Source organism: Niallia circulans NBRC 13626 (assembly GCF_001591585.1).
Lineage (GTDB): Bacteria > Bacillota > Bacilli > Bacillales > Cytobacillaceae > Niallia > Niallia circulans.
The window spans coordinates 156,544-182,017 of the sequence record NZ_BCVE01000006.1 but is presented as its reverse complement, the minus strand read 5'-3'; the positions used below and the strand labels follow the sequence as shown (position 1 = coordinate 182,017).

Annotated in this window: 27 protein-coding genes and 2 riboswitches; of the genes, 21 read left to right on the top strand and 6 right to left on the bottom strand. The window is 35.3% G+C overall.

Features of this window, described 5'->3' with window-relative positions; translation table 11 throughout:
- The first annotated feature begins 66 nt into the window (after nucleotides 1-66).
- Genes comGA through BCI01S_RS09995 form a run of 8 tightly spaced genes read left to right on the top strand, consistent with a single transcriptional unit; the run spans nucleotide 67 to nucleotide 4,296 of the window.
- Entirely contained in the window at nucleotides 67-1,131 is a 1,065-nt protein-coding gene (comGA, locus tag BCI01S_RS10030; RefSeq protein ID WP_061798515.1) for a competence type IV pilus ATPase ComGA, read from the top strand.
- Nucleotides 1,121-2,155, top strand: coding sequence for a competence type IV pilus assembly protein ComGB (gene comGB / locus BCI01S_RS10025; RefSeq protein WP_061798512.1), 1,035 nt, complete (start codon nucleotides 1,121-1,123; stop codon nucleotides 2,153-2,155). Before comGA ends, comGB begins: the two co-directional genes overlap by 11 nt.
- A gap of 12 nt (nucleotides 2,156-2,167) precedes the next feature.
- Nucleotides 2,168-2,482, top strand: a complete 315-nt coding sequence (gene comGC, locus BCI01S_RS10020; RefSeq protein WP_047941179.1) for a competence type IV pilus major pilin ComGC — start codon at nucleotides 2,168-2,170, stop codon at nucleotides 2,480-2,482.
- The gene (gene comGD / locus BCI01S_RS10015; protein WP_082138260.1) at nucleotides 2,479-2,916 is read left to right on the top strand and encodes a competence type IV pilus minor pilin ComGD; all 438 of its coding nucleotides are present in this window, start codon (nucleotides 2,479-2,481) and stop codon (nucleotides 2,914-2,916) included. The genes comGC and comGD overlap by 4 nt, the downstream gene beginning before the upstream one ends.
- On the top strand, nucleotides 2,900-3,223 hold the full coding sequence (locus BCI01S_RS10010; protein WP_047941177.1) for a hypothetical protein: 324 nt from the start codon (nucleotides 2,900-2,902) through the stop codon (nucleotides 3,221-3,223). Before comGD ends, BCI01S_RS10010 begins: the two co-directional genes overlap by 17 nt.
- Nucleotides 3,220-3,666 (top strand): competence type IV pilus minor pilin ComGF, encoded by a 447-nt coding sequence (gene comGF, locus BCI01S_RS10005; protein WP_235844479.1) that lies wholly within the window; start codon nucleotides 3,220-3,222, stop codon nucleotides 3,664-3,666. The genes BCI01S_RS10010 and comGF overlap by 4 nt, the downstream gene beginning before the upstream one ends.
- Before the next feature lie 6 nt (nucleotides 3,667-3,672).
- A complete protein-coding gene (comGG, locus tag BCI01S_RS10000) occupies nucleotides 3,673-4,053 on the top strand; it encodes a competence type IV pilus minor pilin ComGG (RefSeq protein WP_061798510.1) in 381 nt (126 codons plus the stop codon).
- Between the two features lie 54 nt (nucleotides 4,054-4,107).
- Nucleotides 4,108-4,296 carry a YqzE family protein gene (locus BCI01S_RS09995; protein WP_061798507.1) on the top strand — a complete coding sequence of 63 codons (189 nt, stop codon included), beginning with the start codon at nucleotides 4,108-4,110 and terminating at the stop codon, nucleotides 4,294-4,296.
- 63 nt (nucleotides 4,297-4,359) lie between these two features.
- Here the strand turns inward: BCI01S_RS09995 and BCI01S_RS09990 are convergent, their stop codons facing one another.
- Nucleotides 4,360-5,157: a YqhG family protein gene (locus BCI01S_RS09990; RefSeq protein WP_061798501.1), complete on the bottom strand. Its 798-nt coding sequence runs from the start codon at nucleotides 5,155-5,157 to the stop codon at nucleotides 4,360-4,362.
- Nucleotides 5,126-6,838: a DEAD/DEAH box helicase gene (locus tag BCI01S_RS09985; protein ID WP_061798499.1), complete on the bottom strand. Its 1,713-nt coding sequence runs from the start codon at nucleotides 6,836-6,838 to the stop codon at nucleotides 5,126-5,128. The genes BCI01S_RS09990 and BCI01S_RS09985 overlap by 32 nt, the downstream gene beginning before the upstream one ends.
- Nucleotides 6,839-7,130: 292 nt before the next feature.
- A riboswitch (glycine riboswitch) is annotated at nucleotides 7,131-7,222 on the top strand.
- A 2-nt stretch (nucleotides 7,223-7,224) separates the two neighbouring features.
- A riboswitch (glycine riboswitch) is annotated at nucleotides 7,225-7,312 on the top strand.
- 102 nt (nucleotides 7,313-7,414) lie between these two features.
- Between BCI01S_RS09985 and gcvT the strand changes: the two genes are divergently transcribed.
- From gcvT to gcvPB, 3 genes are read left to right on the top strand one after another with little or no spacing between them, the layout of a single operon-like run.
- The gene (gcvT, locus tag BCI01S_RS09980) at nucleotides 7,415-8,515 is read left to right on the top strand and encodes a glycine cleavage system aminomethyltransferase GcvT (RefSeq protein WP_061798497.1); all 1,101 of its coding nucleotides are present in this window, start codon (nucleotides 7,415-7,417) and stop codon (nucleotides 8,513-8,515) included.
- A 58-nt stretch (nucleotides 8,516-8,573) separates the two neighbouring features.
- Complete coding sequence (gcvPA, locus tag BCI01S_RS09975; protein ID WP_047941170.1) at nucleotides 8,574-9,920, top strand: aminomethyl-transferring glycine dehydrogenase subunit GcvPA; 1,347 nt, start codon at nucleotides 8,574-8,576, stop codon at nucleotides 9,918-9,920.
- Nucleotides 9,913-11,370 carry an aminomethyl-transferring glycine dehydrogenase subunit GcvPB gene (gene gcvPB, locus BCI01S_RS09970; protein WP_047941169.1) on the top strand — a complete coding sequence of 486 codons (1,458 nt, stop codon included), beginning with the start codon at nucleotides 9,913-9,915 and terminating at the stop codon, nucleotides 11,368-11,370. The genes gcvPA and gcvPB overlap by 8 nt, the downstream gene beginning before the upstream one ends.
- Before the next feature lie 105 nt (nucleotides 11,371-11,475).
- Here gcvPB and BCI01S_RS09965 read toward each other — a convergent pair whose 3' ends face one another.
- Entirely contained in the window at nucleotides 11,476-11,853 is a 378-nt protein-coding gene (locus tag BCI01S_RS09965) for a rhodanese-like domain-containing protein (protein WP_047941360.1), read from the bottom strand.
- 209 nt (nucleotides 11,854-12,062) lie between these two features.
- Between BCI01S_RS09965 and lipM the strand changes: the two genes are divergently transcribed.
- The 7 genes from lipM to BCI01S_RS09930 all read left to right on the top strand — a co-directional run bounded on the left by lipM (nucleotide 12,063) and on the right by BCI01S_RS09930 (nucleotide 20,103).
- Nucleotides 12,063-12,899: a lipoate--protein ligase family protein gene (gene lipM / locus BCI01S_RS09960; protein ID WP_061798495.1), complete on the top strand. Its 837-nt coding sequence runs from the start codon at nucleotides 12,063-12,065 to the stop codon at nucleotides 12,897-12,899.
- A 533-nt stretch (nucleotides 12,900-13,432) separates the two neighbouring features.
- Entirely contained in the window at nucleotides 13,433-15,985 is a 2,553-nt protein-coding gene (locus tag BCI01S_RS09955; protein WP_061798492.1) for a vitamin B12-dependent ribonucleotide reductase, read from the top strand.
- 276 nt (nucleotides 15,986-16,261) lie between these two features.
- Nucleotides 16,262-16,960: a response regulator transcription factor gene (locus BCI01S_RS09950; RefSeq protein ID WP_061798648.1), complete on the top strand. Its 699-nt coding sequence runs from the start codon at nucleotides 16,262-16,264 to the stop codon at nucleotides 16,958-16,960.
- A complete protein-coding gene (locus tag BCI01S_RS09945; protein WP_061798650.1) occupies nucleotides 16,953-18,065 on the top strand; it encodes a HAMP domain-containing sensor histidine kinase in 1,113 nt (370 codons plus the stop codon). Before BCI01S_RS09950 ends, BCI01S_RS09945 begins: the two co-directional genes overlap by 8 nt.
- A gap of 90 nt (nucleotides 18,066-18,155) precedes the next feature.
- Nucleotides 18,156-19,052 (top strand): VanY-A/VanY-F/VanY-M family D-Ala-D-Ala carboxypeptidase, encoded by an 897-nt coding sequence (gene vanY, locus BCI01S_RS09940; protein WP_047941165.1) that lies wholly within the window; start codon nucleotides 18,156-18,158, stop codon nucleotides 19,050-19,052.
- A gap of 464 nt (nucleotides 19,053-19,516) precedes the next feature.
- Nucleotides 19,517-19,816 (top strand): DUF2089 family protein, encoded by a 300-nt coding sequence (locus tag BCI01S_RS09935; protein ID WP_061798489.1) that lies wholly within the window; start codon nucleotides 19,517-19,519, stop codon nucleotides 19,814-19,816.
- On the top strand, nucleotides 19,816-20,103 hold the full coding sequence (locus tag BCI01S_RS09930) for a hypothetical protein (protein WP_047941163.1): 288 nt from the start codon (nucleotides 19,816-19,818) through the stop codon (nucleotides 20,101-20,103). The genes BCI01S_RS09935 and BCI01S_RS09930 overlap by 1 nt, the downstream gene beginning before the upstream one ends.
- A 216-nt stretch (nucleotides 20,104-20,319) precedes the next feature.
- Here the strand turns inward: BCI01S_RS09930 and ymaG are convergent, their stop codons facing one another.
- Entirely contained in the window at nucleotides 20,320-20,604 is a 285-nt protein-coding gene (gene ymaG, locus BCI01S_RS09925; RefSeq protein WP_047941162.1) for an inner spore coat protein YmaG, read from the bottom strand.
- Nucleotides 20,605-20,931: 327 nt separating this feature from the next.
- On the opposite strand from ymaG, the gene BCI01S_RS09920 reads away from it, so the two are divergent.
- Nucleotides 20,932-21,816 carry a patatin-like phospholipase family protein gene (locus BCI01S_RS09920; protein WP_061798487.1) on the top strand — a complete coding sequence of 295 codons (885 nt, stop codon included), beginning with the start codon at nucleotides 20,932-20,934 and terminating at the stop codon, nucleotides 21,814-21,816.
- A 60-nt stretch (nucleotides 21,817-21,876) separates the two neighbouring features.
- Here BCI01S_RS09920 and BCI01S_RS09915 read toward each other — a convergent pair whose 3' ends face one another.
- Nucleotides 21,877-22,266, bottom strand: a complete 390-nt coding sequence (locus tag BCI01S_RS09915) for an SA1362 family protein (protein ID WP_235844478.1) — start codon at nucleotides 22,264-22,266, stop codon at nucleotides 21,877-21,879.
- 191 nt (nucleotides 22,267-22,457) lie between these two features.
- A complete protein-coding gene (locus tag BCI01S_RS09910) occupies nucleotides 22,458-23,393 on the bottom strand; it encodes a DUF1385 domain-containing protein (protein ID WP_061798482.1) in 936 nt (311 codons plus the stop codon).
- A 229-nt stretch (nucleotides 23,394-23,622) separates the two neighbouring features.
- Here BCI01S_RS09910 and BCI01S_RS09905 point away from each other — a divergent pair, with 229 nt between their 5' ends.
- Nucleotides 23,623-24,153, top strand: a complete 531-nt coding sequence (locus tag BCI01S_RS09905; RefSeq protein WP_047941157.1) for a YqhR family membrane protein — start codon at nucleotides 23,623-23,625, stop codon at nucleotides 24,151-24,153.
- 253 nt (nucleotides 24,154-24,406) lie between these two features.
- Nucleotides 24,407-25,468, top strand: a complete 1,062-nt coding sequence (locus tag BCI01S_RS09900) for a M24 family metallopeptidase (RefSeq protein WP_061798480.1) — start codon at nucleotides 24,407-24,409, stop codon at nucleotides 25,466-25,468.
- Nucleotides 25,469-25,474 lie beyond the last annotated feature (6 nt).

The window sequence follows — 25,474 nt, the reverse complement described above, 5'->3', positions numbered from 1 at the left end:
AGAAGGAATTTACCCTTTTTTGTCGAAATACATATTTGAAAAATATAAAGGTGGTGTTAAATATAAGTGTTATCGATTGAAGCTCTAGCAAATCGTATTATATGTGAAGCAGTAGAACAGAATGCTACTGATATTCACATAACCCCAAAACAGAAGGAATCTGTTCTCCAATTTAGAATTGCCAATCATTTAATTAATTACTTAGTAATTTCAGCAAATGAATGTGACAAGTTGATCTCTCATTTTAAATTTACAGCTTCTATGGATATTGGCGAAAGAAGAAAACCGCAAAATGGATCCATTTCCACAACAGTCAAAGGTCAGTATATTGGCTTACGACTTTCAACCTTACCATCTCACCCTCATGAGAGTTTAGTAATTCGTATACTTTCCGACCAAAATATGCTTCCAATCTATCACATCTCTTTATTTCCAAATATTTCTCGTAAATTAATCTCCTTGCTAAAGCACGCACACGGATTAATAATTCTGACCGGTCCAACTGGATCAGGGAAAACAACAACACTCTACTCTCTCCTAAATGAAAATGCTCATCTTTATCAGCGAAATGTAATTAGTTTAGAAGATCCCATTGAAAAAACGCAGGAAAACGTTTTGCAAGTTCAAGTCAATGAGAAAGCAGGTATTACGTATTCCACTGGCTTAAAAGCAATTCTTCGCCATGATCCAGATATTATTATGGTTGGAGAAATCCGCGATAAAGAAACCGCTCATATTGCAATAAGGGCGAGTTTAACAGGTCATTTAGTATTGAGCACAATGCATACGAGGGATGCGAAAGGTGCGATTCATCGACTGCTAGAATTTGGTATTAAGGAGACTGAAATTGAACAAACCTTAATTGCTATTACTGCTCAAAGACTAGTTGAAATGGTGTGTCCATTTTGTGATCAAGATTGTTCTCCTAACTGTTACCGTTTAGATAACCGCTTAAAACGATCAACCGTGTTTGAAATGATAACAGGCAGGATGATTTCTGATATTCTCTATAACCGAAGAGAATATCAGAGAGCGAACTATAAATCACTAGGAGATATTATTTCCAAAGGGATAGCGCTAGGTTATATAAAGAAAGGAGAATATGAACGGTGGATTTATGATGAAGAATAATCATGCATGGTCTAATATAGAACAAGCGAAATTTTTAAAGTGTATTGGTGAGCTGCTGGATAGAGGTTATTCGATGGCAGAGGCAGTCCAGTCTTCTCGTTACTATATGCCTGATCGTCGATTGGAAGATATTAATGCGTGTTACGGTTCTTTAAAAGGAGGAGAGTCGTTTTTTGAGAATCTAGTACGATTCAATTTTGATTATCAAGTGATAAGTTTTGTTTACTTTGCTGAAAAGCATGGCGGATTTGCTAGTGCTTTTCAAGATGCAAGTAGAATGATTCAGAATAAGCAAGATACAATAAGAAAATTAAAAAAAATCCTTACCTATCCTCTTTTTCTTTTGTGTTTTACCTTCGTTTTATTTTTCTTTGTTCAAAGTATCCTCATCCCGAAGTTTAATTCTATCTTTTTAACGATGAATATTAACAAGAATTTCTTTCTCCTGTTTCTCCAATTTATTGGTCACATTATTCCATTTCTTCTTGTTTTCTTATCCTTATGTTTTATTTCCGCGCTTCTCTACTATTATTTTTCTTTTCGAAAATTAGATGTTATTAACCAAATAAATGTACTAGCGAGTATTCCGATGATTGGGATATTTGTTAGACGTTATTTTTCCTATCTACTATCCGTACAGTTAAGTTATTTATTATCAAGTGGTTTTTCGATTTATGAGTGTATGCAATTTTTTCTTGAAAATAAGGAGCAAAAACTATATTCCAAAATAGGCGAAATCACTATTTCACAGTTAAAAAAAGGAGTGCGACTTGAACAAGCTTTTGCTTCCTTTGATTTTTTGGATAAAGAGCTATTACAAATTATTCAGCACGGCCAGGAAAATGGAAAGCTTGATCAGGAATTCTATTATTTCGGTAACTATTGCTTAACACAAATAGAAGAAAATTTACAAAAAACATTAAAAGTTCTTCAACCTACATTGTATACAGCTGTTGGAATTCTAATAATTTCTATTTATTTATCTGTGTTAATGCCAATGTTTCAATTACTGGAGGGCTTTTGAAAGGAGAAAAAAATGAAGAATGAGCAAGGATTTACCCTAATTGAAATGATGATTGTTTTGGTAGTTATTTCCATATTATTGATTATCACCATTCCCAATATAACCAAGCATAATTCCAAAATCAATAATACTGGGTGTGAAGCATTAACAAAGATGGTACAAGCAGAGGTTCAATCTTACTATATAGAGCATAAAGCATATCCAGAGAATCTTGCTAAACTAGAAGAGGAAAATTATATAACAGCAGACCAAAAAAAATGTCCCAATGGCAAGGAGTTAAATATTAAAAATGGAGTAATTACAACATCAGGTTCAGAAAATCCATGATAAATAATCAAAGAGGCTTTACGTTAATGGAAATGCTTGTTGCCATGTCTTTACTAGTTGTTCTTTCCTCTCTATCCATATTCCTTGTTACTTCCCAACAAACTTCTCTTAAAGAAACTCACTTCTTAGCGCAATTGGAAGGTGATCTTTATTATGCCCAAGCGTTTGCGCTAGAAAATCAAATCCCCATTCAAGTGAGGATATATCCAACTTTACATTATTACTACATGCGTGCTGATGCTGATACTGGGAATATTGTGGAACGTTATTATGCAGATGATGTTATATTTTCTACTAACGCGACACTTTCTTTTAACATTAATTCGAATGGTAATTTTTCGAAATTTGGCACATATGAATTTAGAATTGGTAAACAACCCTATAAATTAACCGTTTTAATAGGGAAAGGACGATTTTATGCGACTAAATTGTAAAGGCTTTATGCTGCCGGATTATCTATTGTCCTTTACGATATGGCTCTTAATAGCGCTAACATGGATGCCGGTTTATATCCATGTGTTAAAACAGCTAGAAGATTCCGCGGATAGCAGGCTAGTAAATGAATTGTTTTATAACCATTTAATAGAGCTTAAATTAGAGGAAGTGGAGAGAGGGAATACGACGATTGAAAAAGAAGGAACAAGCTACTCGATTGTCTGGGAAAAAGATAGTATTGTCTGTTTGCAATATAAGGATGTATTTCAGAAAAACAAAAAAATCTGTGAAGTGTGGAAAGAATGAACAAATTAATACTTCATAATAATAATAAGGGCTATGTGTTGGCAGAAATGCTTCTTTCCTTTTTTATTTTCACGATTATTCTTACTCTCCTGTTAACTCCTTTGCGACTTATGCTTGACAAGCAGTTTTCGGAAAAAGAATTACAAGAAATGGAGTGGGAAGTGTTCATTCTTGAATTAAAAAAAGAAACAAAAATGTCACAAGGAATTTCTGTTTCAAACAATAAATTGGTACTCTATGTGGATGGCAGGGTTGTTACTTATGAAAAATATGGAAGCAGTGTTAGAAGGCGAGTAGATTCAACAGGGCATGAGGTAGCATTACAAGCCATTAACAAGGTAGAATTTATTATGCAGAAGAACGGATTTCGGGTTAAGGTAGTTGACCGATTTGGTATGGCAAAAGAGACTAGTATAAGATCTTATCTTACCTTTTTGGAGTGATGGGAATTGATTAAGAACAATAAAGGATTTATTTACCCATTATCTTTATGTGTATATATCCTTTTTATCCATTTTTTATTTATACTATATGGAATTTATGTAAATAAGAAGGGGATAGATTCAGGAGTCAAAAATAGCAATATTCAAGAATATTATTTTTTGTCTTCCTTAAAAGAAATCGAGCTAGACCTTTCAACAAAAGAGAATCCTGACCTTTCAGGTACAAAGAATTTTTTACATGGTAATGTCTTTTATACAATTGAAAAAAATTCGCGTACTACTTTTAAAATCGATTATCAATTAAAGATGCAAGGTGGGGTAAAGCCGATTTATGCGATAAGTTACTTTGATATAGAGCAGAATAAAATGACGAAATGGGTTGAATGAATAAAAAACAAACGATAGGGCTATCCTAGTACAAATGCTAGAGTAGGTGATTAGATGAATACCAATGATTATGTGAAGTATTTAACCCAAACATTTGTCCAGTACATGGATCAGCCCAAAGAAGAAAGAAAAAAATTAAGAGCGGAAAGAAAAGGACTGAAAGAACCTTTCATGCTGAGGTGGTTTGGGATTTTACCTTATTTAATTTTATTCAGTTGCAAGCGTAGAAATGTAAAGAGATAGGTTTGGAAAGGAGTAGATGCTGCTTATGACAGCAATTTACTCCTTTTTTAATAAAGCTGATCTTTACGAAACAGCTTCTGAAGCCAAATAGAAGAGCCCGCCATTAATAATCGAAATATTAATCTTTGGCTCATATTGTTCCTGCAGGGCTAACCTTTCCGTTTCCAAAGTTTCTTGTTCTTCTTCCATATCCTCATAAAAATGCTCTAGCAATTCTAAATCCTTTTTCCACCTTTGCTTCGCTTCTTCTGCCCATAAATGCTCTTCTGCTAATAAAGATTGTTTTATCATATTCTCAATTCTTGTTATCCCACTTTTCGGCATGATTAAGGGAGAGAGCGTAAATGCATAATCAGGAATTTTGGCAGAAAGGTTCATTTTCTCCACTTTTGCCTGGAAATTTGTTGCTATTTGGCCATTGATGAGCTGCAGTCCAATCGATTGAAATACGTCTCGTTTTCTGTCACATTGATAGGAAATTTTCACATTAAGAGCAAGCCATGGTTGTAAAGGGGTTTGCTGCTTTCCATATGCTATCTTATTTTCATATAAACGAATATACTTTGATAAATTTTTTGCAGAAGCAAAAAGTTGATGAAGACGGGGAGACCCAAAGTGGATCAGTTCGCCCTTCAAATCCTCTGGTGCCAGCTTTGGATCAGTAATGAGGGTTAGACTGGCAGGATTCGGAACGCCGCCAGTCTTTTCAAGATAGTGCCAATAAAAAGGTCGATTCATTAACTCCTTGTCCATTTCAATTGTTAATTGGACAGTTAGATAACCAGGTTTATTCTCCACTATCTCACAATCATTTGCGACAAAAAATCGTTCAAGAAATTGATGAATTTCCTGCTGCTTCATACGGCTCATCCTCCTTCATACTTTGTGCGAATTCAATCATGCTTGTTAAATTATCCATTTTTATTTTCATTTCTCCTTCTGATTTAGAGTGGGAGAAAATATCAATCATATAATCATCCATATTGCCAAAATCCAATTTCGTCAAAATATCATCTAGCTCGCCAATAACTTTTTCAAAAAGATGGATTTTTTCATAAAGTAATTTTAAAATATGATCTTCCACTGTGTCTTTTACGGCAAAATTATAAATCTTCACATCTTCTTTTTGACCAAGCCGATGAATCCGGCCAATTCTTTGCTCCAATCTCATTGGATTCCATGGTAAATCAAAGTTTATAATATGATGACAAAATTGGAGGTTGATTCCTTCGCCGCCGGCCTCTGTGGCAATTAATACTTGTGCATGATTCTGGAAGAGATCTCGCATCCAATCCTTTTTGCCGCGTTTAAATCCACCGCGAAATGGAACAGATGTAATACCGTGCTGCTTCAAAAACCATTGTAAATAAAGTTGTGTAGCCCTATATTCGGTAAAGATGATTACTTTATCATTAATTTTCTTAATAAGCTCTAGTGCCTTGTTTGCTTTTGAATTTTGCTGAACCGCTTCTACTTTTTTTACCAGTTCTTGTATTCTTTGTTGGAATTGTGGTGTTGGATTTTCCACTTTCTTCACCATGTTTTGCAGTGTATAATACACTGCTTCTCTGCTGGAACACGCCTCTCTTTGTAATGTAATCATCGAAAAAGGACTGCGGGGATTTTCGATGTTGCTAGAAAGATTGGTTTCAGTTTTTAAATCTGCCAGTCCTTCATACAATGCTCTTTCTTCTTTTGTAAATTCAATAGGAACGGCTTCAACAATTCGTTTGGTCCATTCAATCCCTGTATCATGGCGTCTGTTTCTAATCATGACTTTATTGACCAATGCTTTTAGATTTTCATCATCATCAATGGAGCGAGCATCTTTTTTATATTTTTCATAGAAAGATGATTCGCTTCCTAGATGACCTGGCTTTAATAAAGATACTAAATTAAAAATTTCGCTAATTCTATTTTGGATAGGAGTAGCTGTTAATAGCAAACAAAATTTCTTTTTTAAATTTTGGACAAACTCATAGTTTTTTGTTTTATTATTTTTGAGTTTATGCGCCTCGTCAATAATCACCAAATCATAGTCCAGATTGTTTATAATATCACGATGCGGCTGTCTTTTTGCTGTATCAATAGAAGACACGACAATGTCGCATTGCTCCCAAACATAACTTTTGCGCTGAACCATTGCGGGAATATAAAATTTACTATTTAACTCATAAGCCCATTGTGTGACAAGAGAGGCAGGAACTAAAATCAGCACCTTTTTTACTAAACCACGAATCATGTATTCTTTTAGTATCAATCCTGCTTCAATCGTTTTTCCAAGACCTACTTCATCTGCCAAAATAGCTTTTCCATTCATATCTTCTATTACTTTTTTCGCAACCTCCAGCTGGTGAGGCAATGGAGAAAGGTCTGATAGGTATTTAGGGGCTTGGAGACCTTCGAATTCTGGTATGATATTATGTTGTTCCACTTCTACTGCTAGCTTATATAGTTCCCAATTGGCCCATGGACCATCATCTGAAATTCGCTTTAATAGCTGATCATTCCACGAATCATCAAAATTGATTTGGAGTGTCATCGTTTATTCATCCTTTCTAATGTTTCCTCTGGTAAAGCTAAAATGTTATGTATATGAGAAATAAAAAAAGAAAGCTAGTAAACATAAAAACTTATTGCCACCTTTTCATTCGGATGTTAGGATAAAAGGGTAAAAAAGTTTTTAATTTTGTCACAATTTATTTATATTGGGACAAAACATGAACATTAAATGAGAAAAAATAAATATTAATCGTATTTTGCTAATTACATAAACAAACTTTATTTCTGGTAGTATTTAGTATGACCAATGGAGAAAATTTTATGAATCGCGGATGAGAAATAGGGGAGAGACTACGTTTGTAGCGCCGAAGGAGCAAGCAATATTATTTGTGAATCTCTCAGGCAAAAGAACTCTATTTGGACGCAGCTCTGGAGAGTGCTTACAAGTAAATGTGTAAGCCACCAAAGGGGACAGCCGACATTATCGGTAAACTTTCAGGTGCAAGGACAGAGCCCTTACTTTTTTAAAAGGGGGGTTTCTGTCTTTTTTTGCTGCCATTTTATGATATGCAATAAATGAGAATGTCTAATACATAGGGGAATGGAGTGCTGTTCATTGACTTTATTAAAGCAAACACCGTTATACGAAGTGTATAAACAGTATGGCGGAAAGACAATCGATTTCGGAGGCTGGGATTTACCTGTACAATTTTCTGGCATAAAACAGGAGCACGAGGCAGTTCGTACAAAAGCAGGCTTATTTGATGTTTCCCATATGGGGGAAATCGAAGTTAAAGGGAACGATAGTTTAGCATTTCTGCAAAAAATGCTTACAAATGATATTGGAAAAATCAATATTGGTGCTGCTCAATATTCAGCAATGTGCTATGAAAATGGTGGGACTGTAGATGATTTATTAACATATAAGCTAGCAGAGCATCACTATTTATTAGTTGTAAATGCATCCAATATCGAAAAGGATTTCGAATGGTTACAAAAGCATGCAAGTGGGGATGTACTCTTAACGAATTTATCTCAAGATTTTGCTCAATTAGCACTGCAAGGTCCATTGGCAGAAGAAGTGCTAAGAAAAATAAACCCTTCTATTGATTATGCTTCAATAAAATATTTTCACTTTCAGAACAAGGTGAATGTAGCAGGTAAAGAAGTTCTTTTATCCCGTACTGGCTACACAGGTGAAGATGGATTTGAAATTTATTGTCAAAGTGAAGATGCTATTGACTTATGGAGTGAAATATTGACAGCAGGAGAGCCGTTAGGCGTACTTCCGTGTGGATTAGGGGCAAGGGATACTTTGCGCTTTGAAGCAGCACTTGCCTTGTATGGGCAAGAATTATCCGCTGATATCTCTCCATTGGAAGCCGGGATTGGATTTGCGGTTAAAGTAAATAAAGAAGCAGACTTTATTGGAAAAGAAGCTTTAATGAAGCAAAAAGAAGAAGGACCGATTAGAAAGTTAGCCGGTATCGAAATGGTAGATAGAGGAATACCAAGACATGGCTATAAGGTATATGCAAACGGATTATGTATTGGAGAAGTAACTACGGGTACACAATCACCAACCTTAAAGAAAAACATTGGTCTTGCATTAATTCAAAGTGATTATGCAGCAATAGATACAGAAGTAGAAGTCGAAATTAGAGGAAAGTATTTAAAGGCAAAAGTAACTAAAATTCCTTTTTATAAACGAAAATAATTTTTAAGCTTTTTTTCTACAAATAAATCAAATGGGCTAATGACTGGGGGAAAAACGAATGAAGCATCGTTATTTACCGATGACGGAACAGGATCAAAAGGAAATGTTAGCGGCAATAGGGGTAAGTTCAGTAGAAGATTTATTTTCAGATATACCAGAAAAAGTGCGTTTTCAAGGAAACTATTCGATTAAACCGGCAAAAAGTGAATCAGCTTTATTGAAAGAATTAACAAAACTTGCCCAAAAGAATGCTGATGCAAAAGCGAATGTTTCTTTTTTAGGTGCAGGAGTTTATGATCACTATTCGCCTGTTATTGTCGATCATGTTTTATCACGATCTGAATTTTATACAGCCTATACTCCATATCAACCAGAAATTTCTCAAGGGGAATTACAGGCTATTTTCGAATTTCAGACAATGATATGTGAACTGACGGGAATGGACGTAGCAAACTCTTCTATGTACGATGGGGCAACGGCATTAGCAGAAGCAGGAATGTTAAGTGCAGGTACGACGAAACGGAAGAAAATTCTTCTCTCGAGTGCTGTCCATCCTGAGGCAAAAGAAGTAGTGAAAACCTATGCAAAGGGACAGTATATTGAGGTTATCGAGATTCCGCATAATGAGGGAATAACAGATATAGAAGCATTAGAGGAAATGGTAGATGATACAGTTGCAGCTGTGATGATCCAATATCCGAACTTTTTTGGGAGAGTAGAGCCGCTTAAGGATTTAGAAGCAATTATTCATGCTCATAAATCATTATTTGTTGTATCTAGTAATCCATTAGCTTTAGGGGCGCTGACTCCCCCAGGAAAATTTAATGCAGATATTGTCGTGGGGGATGCGCAGCCTTTTGGAATTCCAATGGGCTTTGGAGGTCCACACTGTGGTTATTTTGCTGTAACGTCAAAATTAATGCGTAAAGTGCCTGGGCGTTTAGTAGGGCAAACTGTAGATGACAATGGTCAAAGAGGTTTTGTGTTAACACTGCAGGCGCGAGAACAACATATTCGCCGTGACAAGGCAACTTCTAATATTTGCTCGAACCAAGCACTTAATGCATTAGCTGCTTCCGTTGCTATGACTGCACTTGGAAAACATGGCGTGAAAGAAATGGCGATTGCTAATATACAGAAAGCCCATTATGCTAAAACCAAATTAAAGGAAGCTGGATTTGAAATAGTGTATGAAGGACCTTCCTTTAATGAGTTTATTATTAAATGTAATTCCTCTATTTCGGCAGTAAACCGAGCATTATTAGAAAAAGGTATAATTGGTGGCTATGATTTAGGAAGAGACTTCAAACAATTAGAAAATCATATGCTCATTGCAGTAACCGAATTGCGTACAAAAGAAGAAATAGATGAATTCGTTGCAGAAATGGAGGATTATCATGTCTAATCAAAATCAACCTCTTATCTTTGAAAGCAGTACACCAGGCAGAATTGGCTATAGTTTGCCAGAAATGGATATTCCGGCAGTAGATCTTACACAATTACTGCCAAATGATTATATCAGAGAAGAAAATCCAGAATTACCAGAGGTCTCTGAATTAGATATTATGCGTCATTATACTGCATTGTCCAAACGAAATCATGGCTTGGATTCTGGTTTTTACCCACTAGGTTCGTGTACGATGAAATATAATCCGAAAATAAATGAAAATGTGGCAAGATTCAATGGGTATGCCCATATTCATCCGCTCCAAGAAGCGTCATCTGTACAAGGGGCTCTTGAGTTAATGTATGATTTACAACAGCATCTTGTTGAAATCACAGGGATGGATGAAGTAACCTTGCAGCCAGCTGCAGGTGCACATGGCGAGTGGACTGGGTTAATGTTGATTAGAGCATACCATGAAGCAAATGGAGATATGCATCGTACAAAGGTAATTGTTCCCGATTCTGCGCACGGAACCAATCCTGCTTCGGCAACCGTTGCTGGCTTAGAAACAATAACGGTTAAATCAAATGAACATGGACTTGTTGATCTAGTTGATTTAAAACGTGTAGTAGGAGAGGATACTGCAGCATTAATGTTAACAAATCCTAATACTTTAGGTCTATTTGAAGAAAATATTCTAGAAATGGCGGAAATAGTCCATAATGCCGGTGGAAAATTATATTATGATGGCGCCAATCTAAACGCTGTTCTTTCTAAAGCAAGACCTGGAGATATGGGTTTTGATGTTGTTCATCTAAATTTGCATAAGACATTTACAGGACCGCATGGCGGCGGTGGACCGGGTTCAGGACCGGTAGGAGTGAAAGCTGATTTGATTCCATTCTTGCCAAAGCCAGTATTGACCAAAGTAGGGGAAGAATTTGTATTAGATTACAATAGACCTCAATCGATTGGCAGAGTGAAGCCGTTCTATGGTAATTTTGGGATTAATGTCCGTGCTTACACGTATATCCGTTCTATGGGGCCAGATGGCTTAAAAGCGGTCACAGAAAATGCTGTATTAAATGCAAACTACATGATGCGTCGATTGGCTGAACATTACGATTTGCCATTTGATCGTCATTGTAAACATGAATTTGTGTTAAGCGGAAGACGGCAGAAGAAACTAGGTGTGAGAACACTTGATATAGCCAAAAGGCTGCTGGATTTTGGCTATCATCCACCTACTATCTATTTCCCGCTTAATGTAGAGGAGTGTATAATGATCGAGCCGACTGAGACCGAGTCAAAAGAGACATTAGACAGCTTTATCGATGCAATGATTCAAATTGCAAAAGAGGCAGAAGAAACACCGGAAATCGTTCAGGAGGCTCCACATACAACGGTAATCGGTCGCTTGGACGAAACATTAGCAGCGAGAAAACCTGTTCTGCGCTATACAAAGTAATTCGTCAGTGCTATGAAGCTATTTATATTTAAGTAATAAAAAAGCTGATGTCCATGTAAATTGGCATCAGCTTTCTTCTATATAATAATTCCTATAAGAGCATTATTATTTTTTTGCTTTAATTTTCCCTGTCCACTTTTTAAATCCGCCTTCTAATTGGGTTAAATCTTTGTACCCTTTACGATATAGAAATTGAGCTGCTCTCCCGCTTCTCATCCCATTTTGACAGTATAGGTATACTGGTTTATCAGGACGGATTTCACTTTTTCTCATCTTTAGCTGTGATAGTGGAATATTTCTTGCGCCAAGTACATGTCCTGCCTCATATTCGTTGGGTTCACGTACATCAATTAATTGTGCTTTTCTGTAGCCTTGACGGAATTCATCTTGGCTCACAGTTTTAACAATTCGGCGTTGATACAGCCACATCACTAATGAATATACAAGGAATGCGACTAAAATGATGAGAAGAGTATAAATCATTGTCAATTCTCATTTCTCCTTTCAATTACTTGCACTATCTCTATTATATCTATCAACTGGTATAGTAGTAAAGTAAATACTTACATGAGTCTTCTAAAGTTTCAAAGAATATCACTTTTCTCATGCAAGTTACTTTTAAATAATCTGATATTTTGATATCCTTAGTAAGGATTTAGGAATACATCATACATAGAAAAAGAGGGTTCATCATGGTAAAAGAAACATGGAGATTTATTGATTCAGGCAATCATTCTCCTTCTTTTAATATGGCATTAGACGAAGCTTTATTAGAATGGCATTCTAAAGGAGTTTTTCCGCCGGTTATCCGTTTTTATGGCTGGAATCCTGCTACTTTATCTATTGGATATTTTCAGAAGGTAGAGAAAGAAATTGATTTAGATGCAGTGAAAGAATTGGGACTTGGATTTGTTAGAAGACCGACAGGCGGAAGAGGTGTACTGCATGAACACGAATTAACATACAGTGTTATTGTGTCAGAAGAACATCCTAATATGCCTAAAACAGTTACAGAAGCATATCGTGTAATTTCGGAAGGTATTTTAAAAGGTTTTCATTTTTTAGGTTTGGATGCTTATTTTGCAGTGCCGAAAACAGAAGAGCAGCGAAATAATTTAAAAAGCCCAAGATCCGCAGTATGCTTTGATGCTCCCAGTTGGTATGAATTAGTTGTGGAAGGCAGAAAAGTTGCCGGAAGTGCACAGACAAGACAGCAAGGTGTAATTTTGCAGCATGGTTCCATTTTACTTGATTTAGATGAGGATAAATTATTCCGTTTATTTAAGTATCCAAATGAACGTGTCAAAGAGAGAATGCAAAAAGCATTTAAGAGTAAAGCGGTGGCAATTAATGAGTTAACCACAAGAAATATTACCATCGAAATGGCGAAAGAGGCCTTTAAAAAAGGTTTTGAAGTAGGATTAAATATTCAATTAGAAAACTATCAACTAACAGATGAAGAATTAGGATATGTTGAAAAAATCGCCAAAGAAAAATATGAAAAAGATGAATGGAACTTTAGACGATAACATCCTTAAACACGAAATTCTTTTATTAATGGAATTTCGTGTTTTTCTTTTGTAGACAAATGTTTATGTAAAAATATTTTGAGCTAATATCTCAATCGATTAAGCGCTCTATACCAATGGCTTATGCTTTTTTGTATGCTGCAAGTGCAAAAGAAGTTGAAAATCCTTTTAAATAACCAGTTTTCTTCATTTCTCTTACCTTTTCTTTAAAATTTACTTATTTTATCATTTGACAAATTGGTTAACACTCTATCCATACACAATATATAGATGTTTTATGTTTGTTTATATACTATATATTGATTTCGCTGTTTTGGTGTGATAGATTAAGGTTATTGCAATACTAGACACCTATTGATAGATTTATCCCACTCTTAAACTTCTATAAAGGAGAGAAGGATAGATATCAACTGTTTGGAAAGGGATGTATGGTTCAATTAACCATGGTTATGGATGGGAGTTTCTTATTTAAGTATAAAAGAAATTTTTCATCAATTAGATAGCATTTTTATATGAGTGAAGGAGTTGTCCGTATGTCTACAATGTTAAGTCGGGGTATTAAATTAAATGTTGAGAAACTGAATAAGGATATTGCTTTATTTCCGGAGGTCTATCCAATTACTCCAGATATGAAGCTAACACATAAAGGCGTTTCTCGACTAGTAATGCTTGATCGTTATACGTATAAAGATACAGAGAAAATTACATTAACTGCTGGTGATTTTGTGGTTTTAACTATTAAAGAGGACCCTAAGTTTCCAGCAAGAGGACTTGGATTTATTCAAGAAATTGATCATGTCTTAAACACAGCAACAGTGTTAGTAGAAGAAGATTATCGTGGTGTGCTGGAAGGAAAAGAAGCAGAAACAGGAGTTGTCATTCGTTCTTTAGATGTTATTGAAAAACCATTGGAGATATATTTTGAGCAAATCGCTAAGCGTAATGCAACTGGTCTAGCGTCAGTAGAAAAGACGGAAGAGAAAAGAAAAGAATGGTTCGAAAAGTTTTACCAGGAGCTTGTTAATTTGAACTTCATCCCGGCTGGTCGTGTGTTATATGGAGCAGGTGCAGGAACGGATGTTACATATTTCAATTGCTATGTAATGCCTTTTGTTCCAGATTCAAGAGAAGGTATTTCCGAGCATCGTAAGCAGGTTATGGAAATCATGAGTCGTGGAGGCGGTGTAGGAACAAATGGATCTACATTAAGACCGCGGAATACATTAGCAAAAGGAGTTAATGGAAAATCTTCAGGTTCTGTTTCTTGGTTGGATGATATTGCAAAATTAACCCATTTAGTAGAGCAAGGTGGATCTCGTCGTGGTGCTCAAATGATTATGCTAGTTGACTGGCATCCAGATATTATTGAATTCATTATTTCGAAAATGCAAAATCCTCGCATTTTACGGTTCTTGATCGATAATACACAAGACCAAACCATTAAAAAATATGCACAAGATAAATTAAAATTTACGCCATTAACGGACAAAGAGCGTGCCATGTATCGAGGCATTCTAAATTATAAGAATATCCCTGGCCAAGGTGGTTTTAACGAGGAAATTTTCAGGGATGCAGAAGAAAAGCTTTCAATCGGAGGGACATATTCTGTTCATCAGACAGAATTTTTAACTGGCGCAAATATTTCTGTCTGCTTAACAAAGGAATTTATGGAAGCGGTGGAGAAGGATGAAGAATATGCACTTCGTTTCCCAGATGTAGAAAGTTACGATAAGGAGCAAATGCAGCATTATAATGAAGAATGGCATAAAGTTGGTGATGTAAGAGAGTGGGAGGGAAAGGGAAATAGAGTTCGTATTTATCGTAAAATGAAGGCAAAGGAATTATGGAACCTAATTAATATCTGTGCAACTTATTCTGCAGAGCCCGGTATCTTCTATATTGATAATGCAAATGAAATGACAAACGCAACTAGCTACGGTCAAAAAGTTGTCGCGACAAACCCATGTGGTGAGCAGCCGCTGGCACCATATAGTGTATGTAACCTTGCTGCTGTTAATCTTGCAGAAATGGCAGATAAAGAAAACAAGACTGTTAATTTTGAGAAGCTTAAGAAAACAGTAGAAGTAGGCGTAAGATTGCAGGATAATGTTATTGATGCCACACCTTACTTCTTGGAAGAAAATAAAGACCAGGCTCTAGGAGAGCGTCGTGTTGGACTTGGAGTAATGGGTCTTCATGATTTACTCATATACTGTGAAACAGAATATGGCAGTGAAGAAGGAAATGTTTTAGTAGATAAAGTATTTGAAACGATTGCAACAACTGCATACAGAACATCGATTGACTTGGCAAAAGAAAAAGGCAGCTTCCCATTCTTACAAGCAGAAACAGAAGAGGGAGAAGCGGGATTACGCAATGCTTTTATTCATACTGGCTACATGAAAAAAATGCCTAAGGATATTAGAGACAATATTCTTCAATATGGTATCCGTAATTCCCATTTACTAACTGTTGCACCAACCGGAAGCACAGGTACAATGGTTGGGGTATCAACTGGTCTGGAACCATACTTTTCCTTCTCTTACTTCCGCAGCGGGAGACTTGGAAAATTTATCGAAGTAAAAGCAGATATTGTTCAAGAATATTTAGATGCACATCCAGAGGCAGATCCAGATAATCTTCCCAATTGGTTCGTTGCTGCAATGGATCTGGAACCTGAGGCTCATGCTGATGTACAATGCATCATTCAACGATGGATTGACAGCTCTATTAGTAAAACGGTAAATGCGCCAAAAGGTTATAGTGTAGAGCAAGTTCAGAAAGTATATGAGAGATTATACCGTGGCGGCGCTAAGGGTGGTACGGTATATGTTGATGGTTCACGTGACAGTCAAGTGCTTACATTAAAGGCAGAAGAGAATACATTCGAAGATATACTACTACAAAAACAGGAAAAAACACATGTTGTACTTGTTGATACAATAAATGAATTGCAATCAACAAACGTAACGATTGGGTCAGAGATAGGCGATACTTGTCCTGTATGCAGACAAGGCGTCGTCGAAGAAATTGGTGGCTGTAATACTTGTACGAATTGCAACACACAATTAAAATGTGGACTTTAATAAATATTAGGTATAGAAAAATGGCTGAATTGAAAACATCCCCCCAAAAAACCTCTTCTTAATATTAATGAAGAGGTTTTTTTATAGCTGAAAGTTGAGAATGAATTTATGTGATACTAAATAGGGACAGGAGAAGTTGCGTAAAAGTAGTATAACAGCTTATAGTAATGAATAGAACTCGGAGAGGATATATTGAAAAAGATATTCCTCCTAAACATTTTTGAAGCTTGGAGTTTTGCTATTAAAGCGATGAAACTTCTTAAAGGAGTGAAACAGATGAAAACTATTTCGATTTTAATTGCAGATGATGAGGAAGAGATTGCTGATCTGGTTGCAATCCATCTAGAAAAAGAAGGTTACAATTGTGTGAAAGTGCTTAATGGCCAAGATGCAATATTAGCTATTCAGACTCGGTCCATTGATTTGGTGATTTTAGATATAATGATGCCGATAATGGATGGATATGAAGTAACTCGCCTGATTCGGGAACAGTATAATATGCCTATCATTTTTTTGAGTGCAAAGACTTCTGATTTTGATAAAGTCCATGGATTAGTGATTGGAGCAGATGATTATATGACAAAGCCATTTATTCCCATTGAATTAGTGGCACGTGTGAATGCTCAATTACGACGATTTATGAAGCTGAATAATCCAATCGCAAGCACTAATAAAACAATCTTGGAATTTGGTGAAATAGTCATTTCACTTGAGCAACGTACTGTGTTGCTTCATGGAGAAACGATTGAACTGACTCCGAAAGAGTTTGATATTTTACATTTGTTAGCTAGTCATCCGAAGAAAGTTTATAGTGTTGAAAATATCTTTCAAAAAGTATGGGGGGATGCATATTTTGAAGGAGCTAATACGGTGATGGTGCATATACGCACATTGAGGAAAAAGCTTGGAGAAGATAAGCGGAAAAATAAGATTATCAAAACTGTATGGGGAGTGGGGTATGCCTTCAATGGCTAAATTTATGCGCAGTTTTCGTACTAGAATAACTGCATTATTTGCTGCCAGTATGTTTCTGACAGGTATCATCACTTATTTCATTTATAAAGTGTTACAACTTTACTATCATACGATGGTTCAATATGGTGATTCACTAGTACTGCTTCGTCAATTCATCAAAAGTATTGGAGATTTTGCCTTCTTTTTTATACTATTTTTCTGCCTGTCCTTATTGTTTTTTTATATACTCACAAAGCCTTATTCAAATTATTTCAAGGATATATCCAATGGAATTCATTATCTTTCTCATGGGAACTTTAAACATAAAGTAATTATCCACTCAAATGATGAATTTGGAGATATTGGACAAGCAATTAATCGGGCTAGCGAGAAATTAGAAGAGGCCATACAAAGAGGCGACTTTTCAGAAAGTAGTAAGGAACAGTTAGTTGTAAATTTGGCTCATGATTTGCGTACTCCCTTAACTTCTATTTTAGGTTATTTAGACTTAATCCTGAAGAATGAGAAGTTGACTAAAGAACAACTAAGGCATTTTTTAACGATTGCTTATACTAAATCCCAGCGTTTAGAAAGATTGATTGATGAATTATTCGAAATTACTAGAATGAACTATGGCATGCTGCCAATTGATAAGAAGGAAATTAATATAAGTGATTTACTTCTTCAATTAAAAGAAGAGTTATATCCAATTTTTGAGAAAAATGATTTAATTGCTCGAATAAACATGAAGCCTAATTTACTTATTTGGGGAGATGGAGAGTTATTAGCTCGTGTATTTGAAAATCTTTTAACTAATGCTATTCGATATGGATATGATGGCCAGTATGTGGACATTAATGGTTTTGTTGAAGAAGATGTAGTAGTTGTTCAGGTTGTAAATTATGGAGATAGTATTCCGGCTGAAGAACACCCTTTTCTTTTTGATATGTTTTATACAGGTGATAAAGCACGAACTCAGCAAGAAAACAGCACAGGCCTTGGTTTATTCATTGCAAAGAATATTGTGGAGCAGCATAATGGCAAGATAAAAGCTGAAAGTAATTTGATACGTACTGTGTTTGAAGTACGTTTACCGCAGGAAAATGCTCCAATTGAAATTTTATAAAGAATTTAAGAAAAATTTAAACTTTACCCTACTCTTTTTTTAAAAAGTTGTCCCTATTCTATTATTTATAAGAATAAGGAGGATTTTAAAATGAAGAAGTGGGGATGTTTATTGTTATTATTAATAGGTGTGTTTTTTTTCTTTGTCTATAAAGAATCTCCTCTTTCAGATAAAATAGTGATTCAAAAAAACAGTGGATATTTAGAAAATCGCGCTAACGATGAGGGTTTACGAAAGATAAAGATTTCAAGAGAAATGGTCTTTCAAGGAAATTTGCTCTTGATTAATAATGAATTTCCGGTTCATCAAGAGAGTATAAAGTCAGATATTGTCGAGTTATTCAGGCATAAAGAATGGACACAGGGATTTGTACTGTTTGATAATGATATTAAATTGTCTAAGGAGGTACTCCATAAATTCTCAGAGATGATAGCTGCCGCTAAAAAGGAAGGGGTTGATCATTTTCTAATCAGTAGTGGCTTTCGAGACTTTGAGGAGCAAAATGTTCTGTATCATGAGATGGGGGCAGACTATGCTTTGCCGGCAGGCTATAGCGAACATAATTTAGGTTTATCACTTGATGTAGGGTCTACACAAATGAAGATGGAGGCAGCACCTGAAGGTAAATGGTTAGAGAATAACGCTTGGAGATATGGCTTTATATTACGTTATCCCAAGGATAAAACAGAAGTTACTGGAATTCAATATGAACCTTGGCACATTCGCTATGTTGGATTGCCGCATAGTGCAATTATGGCGGAAAAGGATTTAGTTTTAGAAGAATACTTAGCTTATTTAAAAGAAGAAAGAAACATTTCGATTACGCTAAATGAGAAAAAATATGATGTCTCTTATTATCCGCTCGCAAAAACTACGGATATTCATGTACCAGACAATCTTCACTATGAGCTATCAGGCAACAATATAGATGGTGTTATAGTGACAGTATTTGATGGGGAAACAAATTCTTCTCAGATGGATAGATGAGGGGATGCAAAATGTGATTAATAACGAAACGATTAATCCCAAAACTGTTTTACATGTAAAAGAAGGCTGTGAAATGTACAGCCTCTCAGACCATAGACAAACTCCTTGAAATTTGAGGTTTTGTCTATGGTCTTTTTTTATGACCTCTTCTAATAGGGTATTGATTTCCGCTACAGGGGTTCGCTTTCCATGGGGCGAGCGCCGAGCCGCTTCGTCGCATACGTGAACTGCACCCTAATTATTGGTAGAGAGAGTAATAGAAAGAAGTAGACATAAAAGGAATTCTTTTGATTTAAAGTAATAACTTCTTTCATTCTTAAATAAAATTCTAAAATTTTTAACTAAATTATCATAAAAATTAAAGTGTAGGTATAAAATATTTTTAATAAAATTAATATTTTATTTTACTTTATTAAAAAATATGTTAAACTAATTTTGTGATAAATAGAAAGGAGTGAGGTTGTGTGGATATAAAAGATGTGCCAAACTGGATTTTAACCTTAGAAATTGAAGATCTTGAATTTATCAAGAAGTTTATTCTAACTTCAGGATCATTAAAAGAAATTGCCAAAATCTATGAGGTTTCCTATCCAACAGTTAGACTTAAACTTGATCGTTTAATAGATAAAATCAAAATGAATGATGTCGTGGAAAACGAAGAGTTTATTAAATTTATCAAAGGCCTGTCAATTGATGATCGTATAAGTGTGGAAGATGCAAAATTAATTATTGAAAAATATAAAAAAGAAAGGAATGAGACATAATGGATATAGATTTTTATGGCGTTTTTATTACTGCTGGTATTCTGGCTGTTCAGTTCTTCTTTTCAACTAGAAACAGTATTTACTGGGGAGCAGTTTTACCTTTACTTTATATTGGCTTTGTTACATGGATGCTGGCAACAGATCGAATCGAAAGTTTTATTGCATACATCCTTATTCTATTATTAGGAAGTTTATTTCTTCTTGCAGAATGGAGTGGCGGAAGAAAGTATCTGCACGAAAAAAGAAGAAAAGAATTAGATAAAATGAAATCACATGATATGAAATAGCGAAAGCTTAGTAAAAGTACTTCAGAAGTATGTATATTGGCCGCGAATAAATACCTAAACAATAATGTAATGGCATTTACATATTATTGTTTAGGTATTTTGATTGCAAGATTGCAATATTTAATTCTTCTTTTCATTAAATTTGCAAATGTTTATATGATTTAGTTATGATTTACATTGTCAGGACCATACATACACTACTGGGAACAACTAGTTTTAATAAAATCCATAAGGTGGATAACCATACCCATAACTGTACGGTGGATACCCATAACCATAAGGTGGATAACCGTATCCTCCATATAGAGCTGGAGCAAGTAACGCGCCTGTTGCTAACCCGCCAAGTAATCCCAGTCCAAGTCCGAACCCAGGTCTTCCAAAGCCAAAGCCAGGTCTTCCGAAGCCAAAACCAGGTCTTCCGAAACCAAAGCCAGGTCTTCCAAAACCAAAGCCAGGGCGAATTCTCCTCACATCATTTGCATCAATGTAGTGATTTTGCATAATGATTCCTCCTCTTTTCTTTTTCGCTTCTTTTAACACCTAACCTCTAAACATACTACCTCTTTTTACTATCTTGTTTGCAAGGAAAAGTGCCTAGATTTTTCTGCTTTCAAAATAGTTTATGTGTTCCTGCACTAATTTGCTTGATACAAATGCCTAACTGCATACAGCAATTTTTAGTGGAACTAAAGAGATGCTGATAAAAGCATGAACTTTTAACTTGTCTTCTGTACTATTTTTCACTTCGTAATACTAAATTTGAGGTAGGGAGGTGTAGGGATTCCATCTATATCTTTCGCCTTAACTGCTTTTAAAAGGAGTGATTAAATGTATATAGACGGGGTATTTTCTGGCGGAGGAATTAAGGGGCTGGCATTAGTTGGCGCCTATGAGGTAGTTGAACAGCGTGGCTTTCAATTTGCTAGACTAGCAGGAACTAGTGCAGGTTCCATTGTTGCAGCCCTAATTGCTGCAGGCTATACAAGCAGAGAGATAGCCCAGCTTCTTGAAGATTTGGATTTGAATATGTTTTTGGATGAAAGAAAGTTATTTATCCCCTTTCCTCTTGCAAAATGGTTCTTTCTCTATTGGAAATTAGGTCTATATAAAGGAGAGGAATTAGAAAAATGGATAGAAGAGAAATTAGCTGCAAAAGGATTAAGAACTTTTGCGGATATTCCTCCTCAAACATTACGTTTTATCGCTTCAGATATTACAAATGGCGTATTAATGATTCTGCCAGATGATCTACCGAAATACGGCATCAATCCTCAGACATTTTCCATTGCAAAGGCTATTCGAATGAGCTGTAGTCTTCCTTATTTTTTTGAACCAGTGATAATCGGCAGTAAGGCAAATAAAAATGTGATTGTCGATGGCGGTGTATTAAGTAATTTCCCAATGTGGTTATTTGATCAAGAAAATGTATTAAAAACACGACCGATATTAGGGATAAAGTTAAGTCATAATATCAAGGAGCATCCAAAACATAAAATCACAAATGCCATTGATTTATTCGCAGCCATGTTTGAAACAATGAAAGATGCTCACGATTCGAGATATATTTCGCGAAAGCATGAGAAAAATATCATATTTGTACCAACTGAAGGTGTTTTAGCAACAGAATTTGCGCTTACGAAAGAGGATCAAGCGAAGCTCATACAACTAGGGAGAGATTGTGCCATTAAATTTTTTAAATCATGGGCTTATTAAATTGTTTCTCTTATGAGGTGTATCGCTAATGATAAGAATATTAAAAAAGGAATCGAGCCCTTATAAGGAAGCTCGATTCTTCTTTTTGCTCTTCTTGCCTTCAATAACAGTCAAATGAGCAGTACTCTTACTTCTTTTATGCTTATTGGCTTTTATGGAAGAGGTTTTTGTTGATTGTTGTTGTCCAGAAGATGATCTGTCCCTTGTCTGTAGCCTTTTTTTTGATTGCTTTGCAGCTTTTAGAAAAGCTTTTTGCTCTTTTTTTTGTGGGCTAGATGTACTGAAATGGCGATAAATGAACCATATAATGGCACCAACAGCGACCATCACAACAATGTTTAGAAAAAATCCACTAGGATTTTTAATTAAATTTACAGATAGACCGATGAAAGCAAGGAAAATGATACTTCCAAATAAGATAAGTGAAAATCGGTTCTTCAAAAAAGCCACCTCCCTAAAAGCATGATAAGCATTTTTTCTAACTTTTAAACTATTAATAAGAAAAGTTTATTCAAAAAGGGGTAAATTGTTCACTTGAAAAAGTTTTCAGAAAAAAGATTTTTCGCATCGAAATGATATGAACCATTAAAAAAGGGGTAATCCCTTTTAAAAGATAATACCCATTGCTTCTATTTATTCAATCATTGTCTTGATAATTGTGCTTCTGTTTCTTCCTCGCGTCTTTTTAATTCATTAAAGGAAAGTATTGCTATTTCTACTTGATCATCGCTTGGTTCTTTTGTCGTTAATAATTGCAGCCATAGACCTGGCAAACCAAGATATTTTAACACAGGAACGTCTCTTAATTTATTCGTAATTTGAAGTACTTCAAATGAAATCCCGATAACTACTGGAATTAAAGCAATTCGGATTAATACTCTTTCTAACAGATTTTCTGGATAGAAGAATAGATAAAGGAATAAACCAACTATTACGGTGAAAAGGATAAAGCTTGATCCACAACGATAATGTAATCTAGAAGCTGCTTGCACATTTTGCACAGTCAAATCTTTCCCATTTTCATATGCATTAATTACTTTGTGTTCAGCTCCATGATACTGAAATACTCGTTTTATAATGGGAGTGAGGGACACAAAGTAAATATACCCAAGTAAAAGAATTAGTTTAAACAAGCTTTCTAACAATATTTGGGCAACATGACCAGAAATAATCGGCATAAATAAAGCTGCTAAAAAAGTTGGAATAAGCGTGAAAATGAATTTTCCGAATAGAAAGGATAGGACTCCCAGAACAGCGACTCCTAAAATCATCGATAATTTAGAAGGTTCTTGTTCTTCTAATTTATAATCATCAGAAGGATCTAAATCAAACCGATCTGTTGAAAAATTTAAATGTTTTGTTCCATTTCCGCTCGATTCAATAATGGCAATAAGCCCTCTTAAAAACGGGATTTTTTTTAATTTTGTAAGTTTATCATTATACGTTCTTGGAAGATGAAAGTAATCTACAGACTGATCTTTTCGTCTAATCGCGGTGACATAATGATGTTTTCCACCAAACATGACACCTTCTACAACAGCCTGGCCTCCGTATAATGGTTTTTGTTCACTTGACATGTATAATTACACCAACCTCAGGATAAATTAGGTGAAAACAACAAGCTTCCTATTAAAGGGAAGAATATGAAGGTTGTAAATTCCCCTATTACTATATTACTAAAAAATTCAAAAAACCACTAGCAGGACATTCTTTTCTTCCATAATACTTTCTTCTAAATGATGTTAATCAGATATTTTGCAAGGAAAGAAAAGGAATGGGACATACTATTATTCGGAGGTGGATAGGATGGATAATCAACATGATTCACATGAAAAAGGCAGGCCAATGTCTTTTATTTCTTTAGTAATTTGGACAGGAATGTTTGGTGGAATATTCTGGACGCTTATCGGTTACATAGGATATATTTTTAATTTTACCGAATTACGCCCTAATTTTATTTTAGAACCTTGGGCGATTGGAAGCTGGAAATATGGATGGCTGGGAACGGTAATTAGCTTCATTGCCATTGGTTTTTTCTCCACTGGAGCAGCGTTTGCCTATTACCTTATCTTAAGAAAATTTAAAACCATTTACATAGGCATGGGGTATGGTATTGCCTTGTTTGTTTGTGTTTTTATTATTTTAAATCCCATTTTTCCAAGTATGGCGCCTTTTTTGGAATTAAAAAGAGATACAATCATTTCGTCGGTATGTTTGTATATTTTATATGGAGTTTTTGTTGGAACCTCAATCTCTTATGAAGAAAGTGAAATTCAGTTAAAAAAATGGAAAGACAAAAAAGCAGTTACGAATATGACAGGGAGAGAAGGGGACTAAGCCAATAGTATATTTGAAAAGGGGTAAACAGACTCTAATTTTCAGTTTCCTAAGATTGTGTTTTTTGGTCAGCTAGTTAGGGTAACTAAAATCTCTGTTTACATACAATTTCGCCTGTATTCTACCTGTATTTATGTTAAAATAATTAACATGAGTGTACTTTTTTCATCATTCAGATTTTTACCTTGTCTAGAATTGGGAAGGCTGAACCACGAGCCTCTAGGAAATGTATAAACTAAGGGAGAGGATTTTAATGGAGAAACTAAAGAGAATAAGAGAAGCGCTGACAGAGGTTGGGGCAGATGGCATTTTAATAACAAGCACTTATAATAGACGCTATGTAAGTAATTTTACAGGTTCCGCTGGAGCAGTCTTAATCAGTGGGGAAAAAGCGTTATTCATTACAGATTTTCGTTATGTAGAGCAAGCTGGTAATCAGTGTATTGGCTTTGAAATCGTGCAGCATAAAGGAGCGATTCTACAAGAGGTTGCTACTCAAGCAGAGAAATTAGGAATCAAGAAATTGGCATTCGAACAAGATTATACAACATTTACTCAGTTTAAGGAGTTAGAAACAGTAGTAAAAGGTGAATTAGTGCCTGTTTCAGGAATAATTGAAAAGTTACGCTTGATTAAGACAAATGAAGAGATTAAGATATTAAAGGAAGCTGCTAAGATTGCTGACGCTGCTTTCACCCATATTCTTGATTTCATCAAGGTCGGGAAAACAGAATTGGAAGTTTCGAATGAATTAGAGTTTTTTATGAGAAAATTAGGCGCCACTTCATCTTCCTTTGATACTATTGTTGCATCAGGAAAAAGATCTGCATTGCCGCATGGGGTAGCATCCGATAAAGTGATTGAAGCTGGTGACTTCATTACATTAGACTATGGTGCGTATTATAATGGATATGTATCTGATATTACGAGAACAATCGCTGTCGGTAACCCAGATGAGAAATTAAAAGAAATCTATGATATTGTTTTAACAGCTCAACATAAGGGTATGGAAGGCATTAAACCAGGTATAACTGGTGTCGAAGCAGATGCACTTACTCGTGATTACATAACTGAAAAAGGATATGGAGAGTATTTTGGACATACAACAGGTCATGGAATAGGGTTAGAAGTCCATGAAGGACCGAATCTATCCTTCCGAAATAATGCTCCATTAGAACCAGGTATGGTAGTAACAGTAGAGCCAGGAATTTATATTCCAGGTCTAGGTGGAGTGCGTATTGAAGATGATACAATTATAACCGAAGATCATAATGAAGCTTTAACCCATTCAACGAAAGAATTGATTATTTTATAGGAGGAT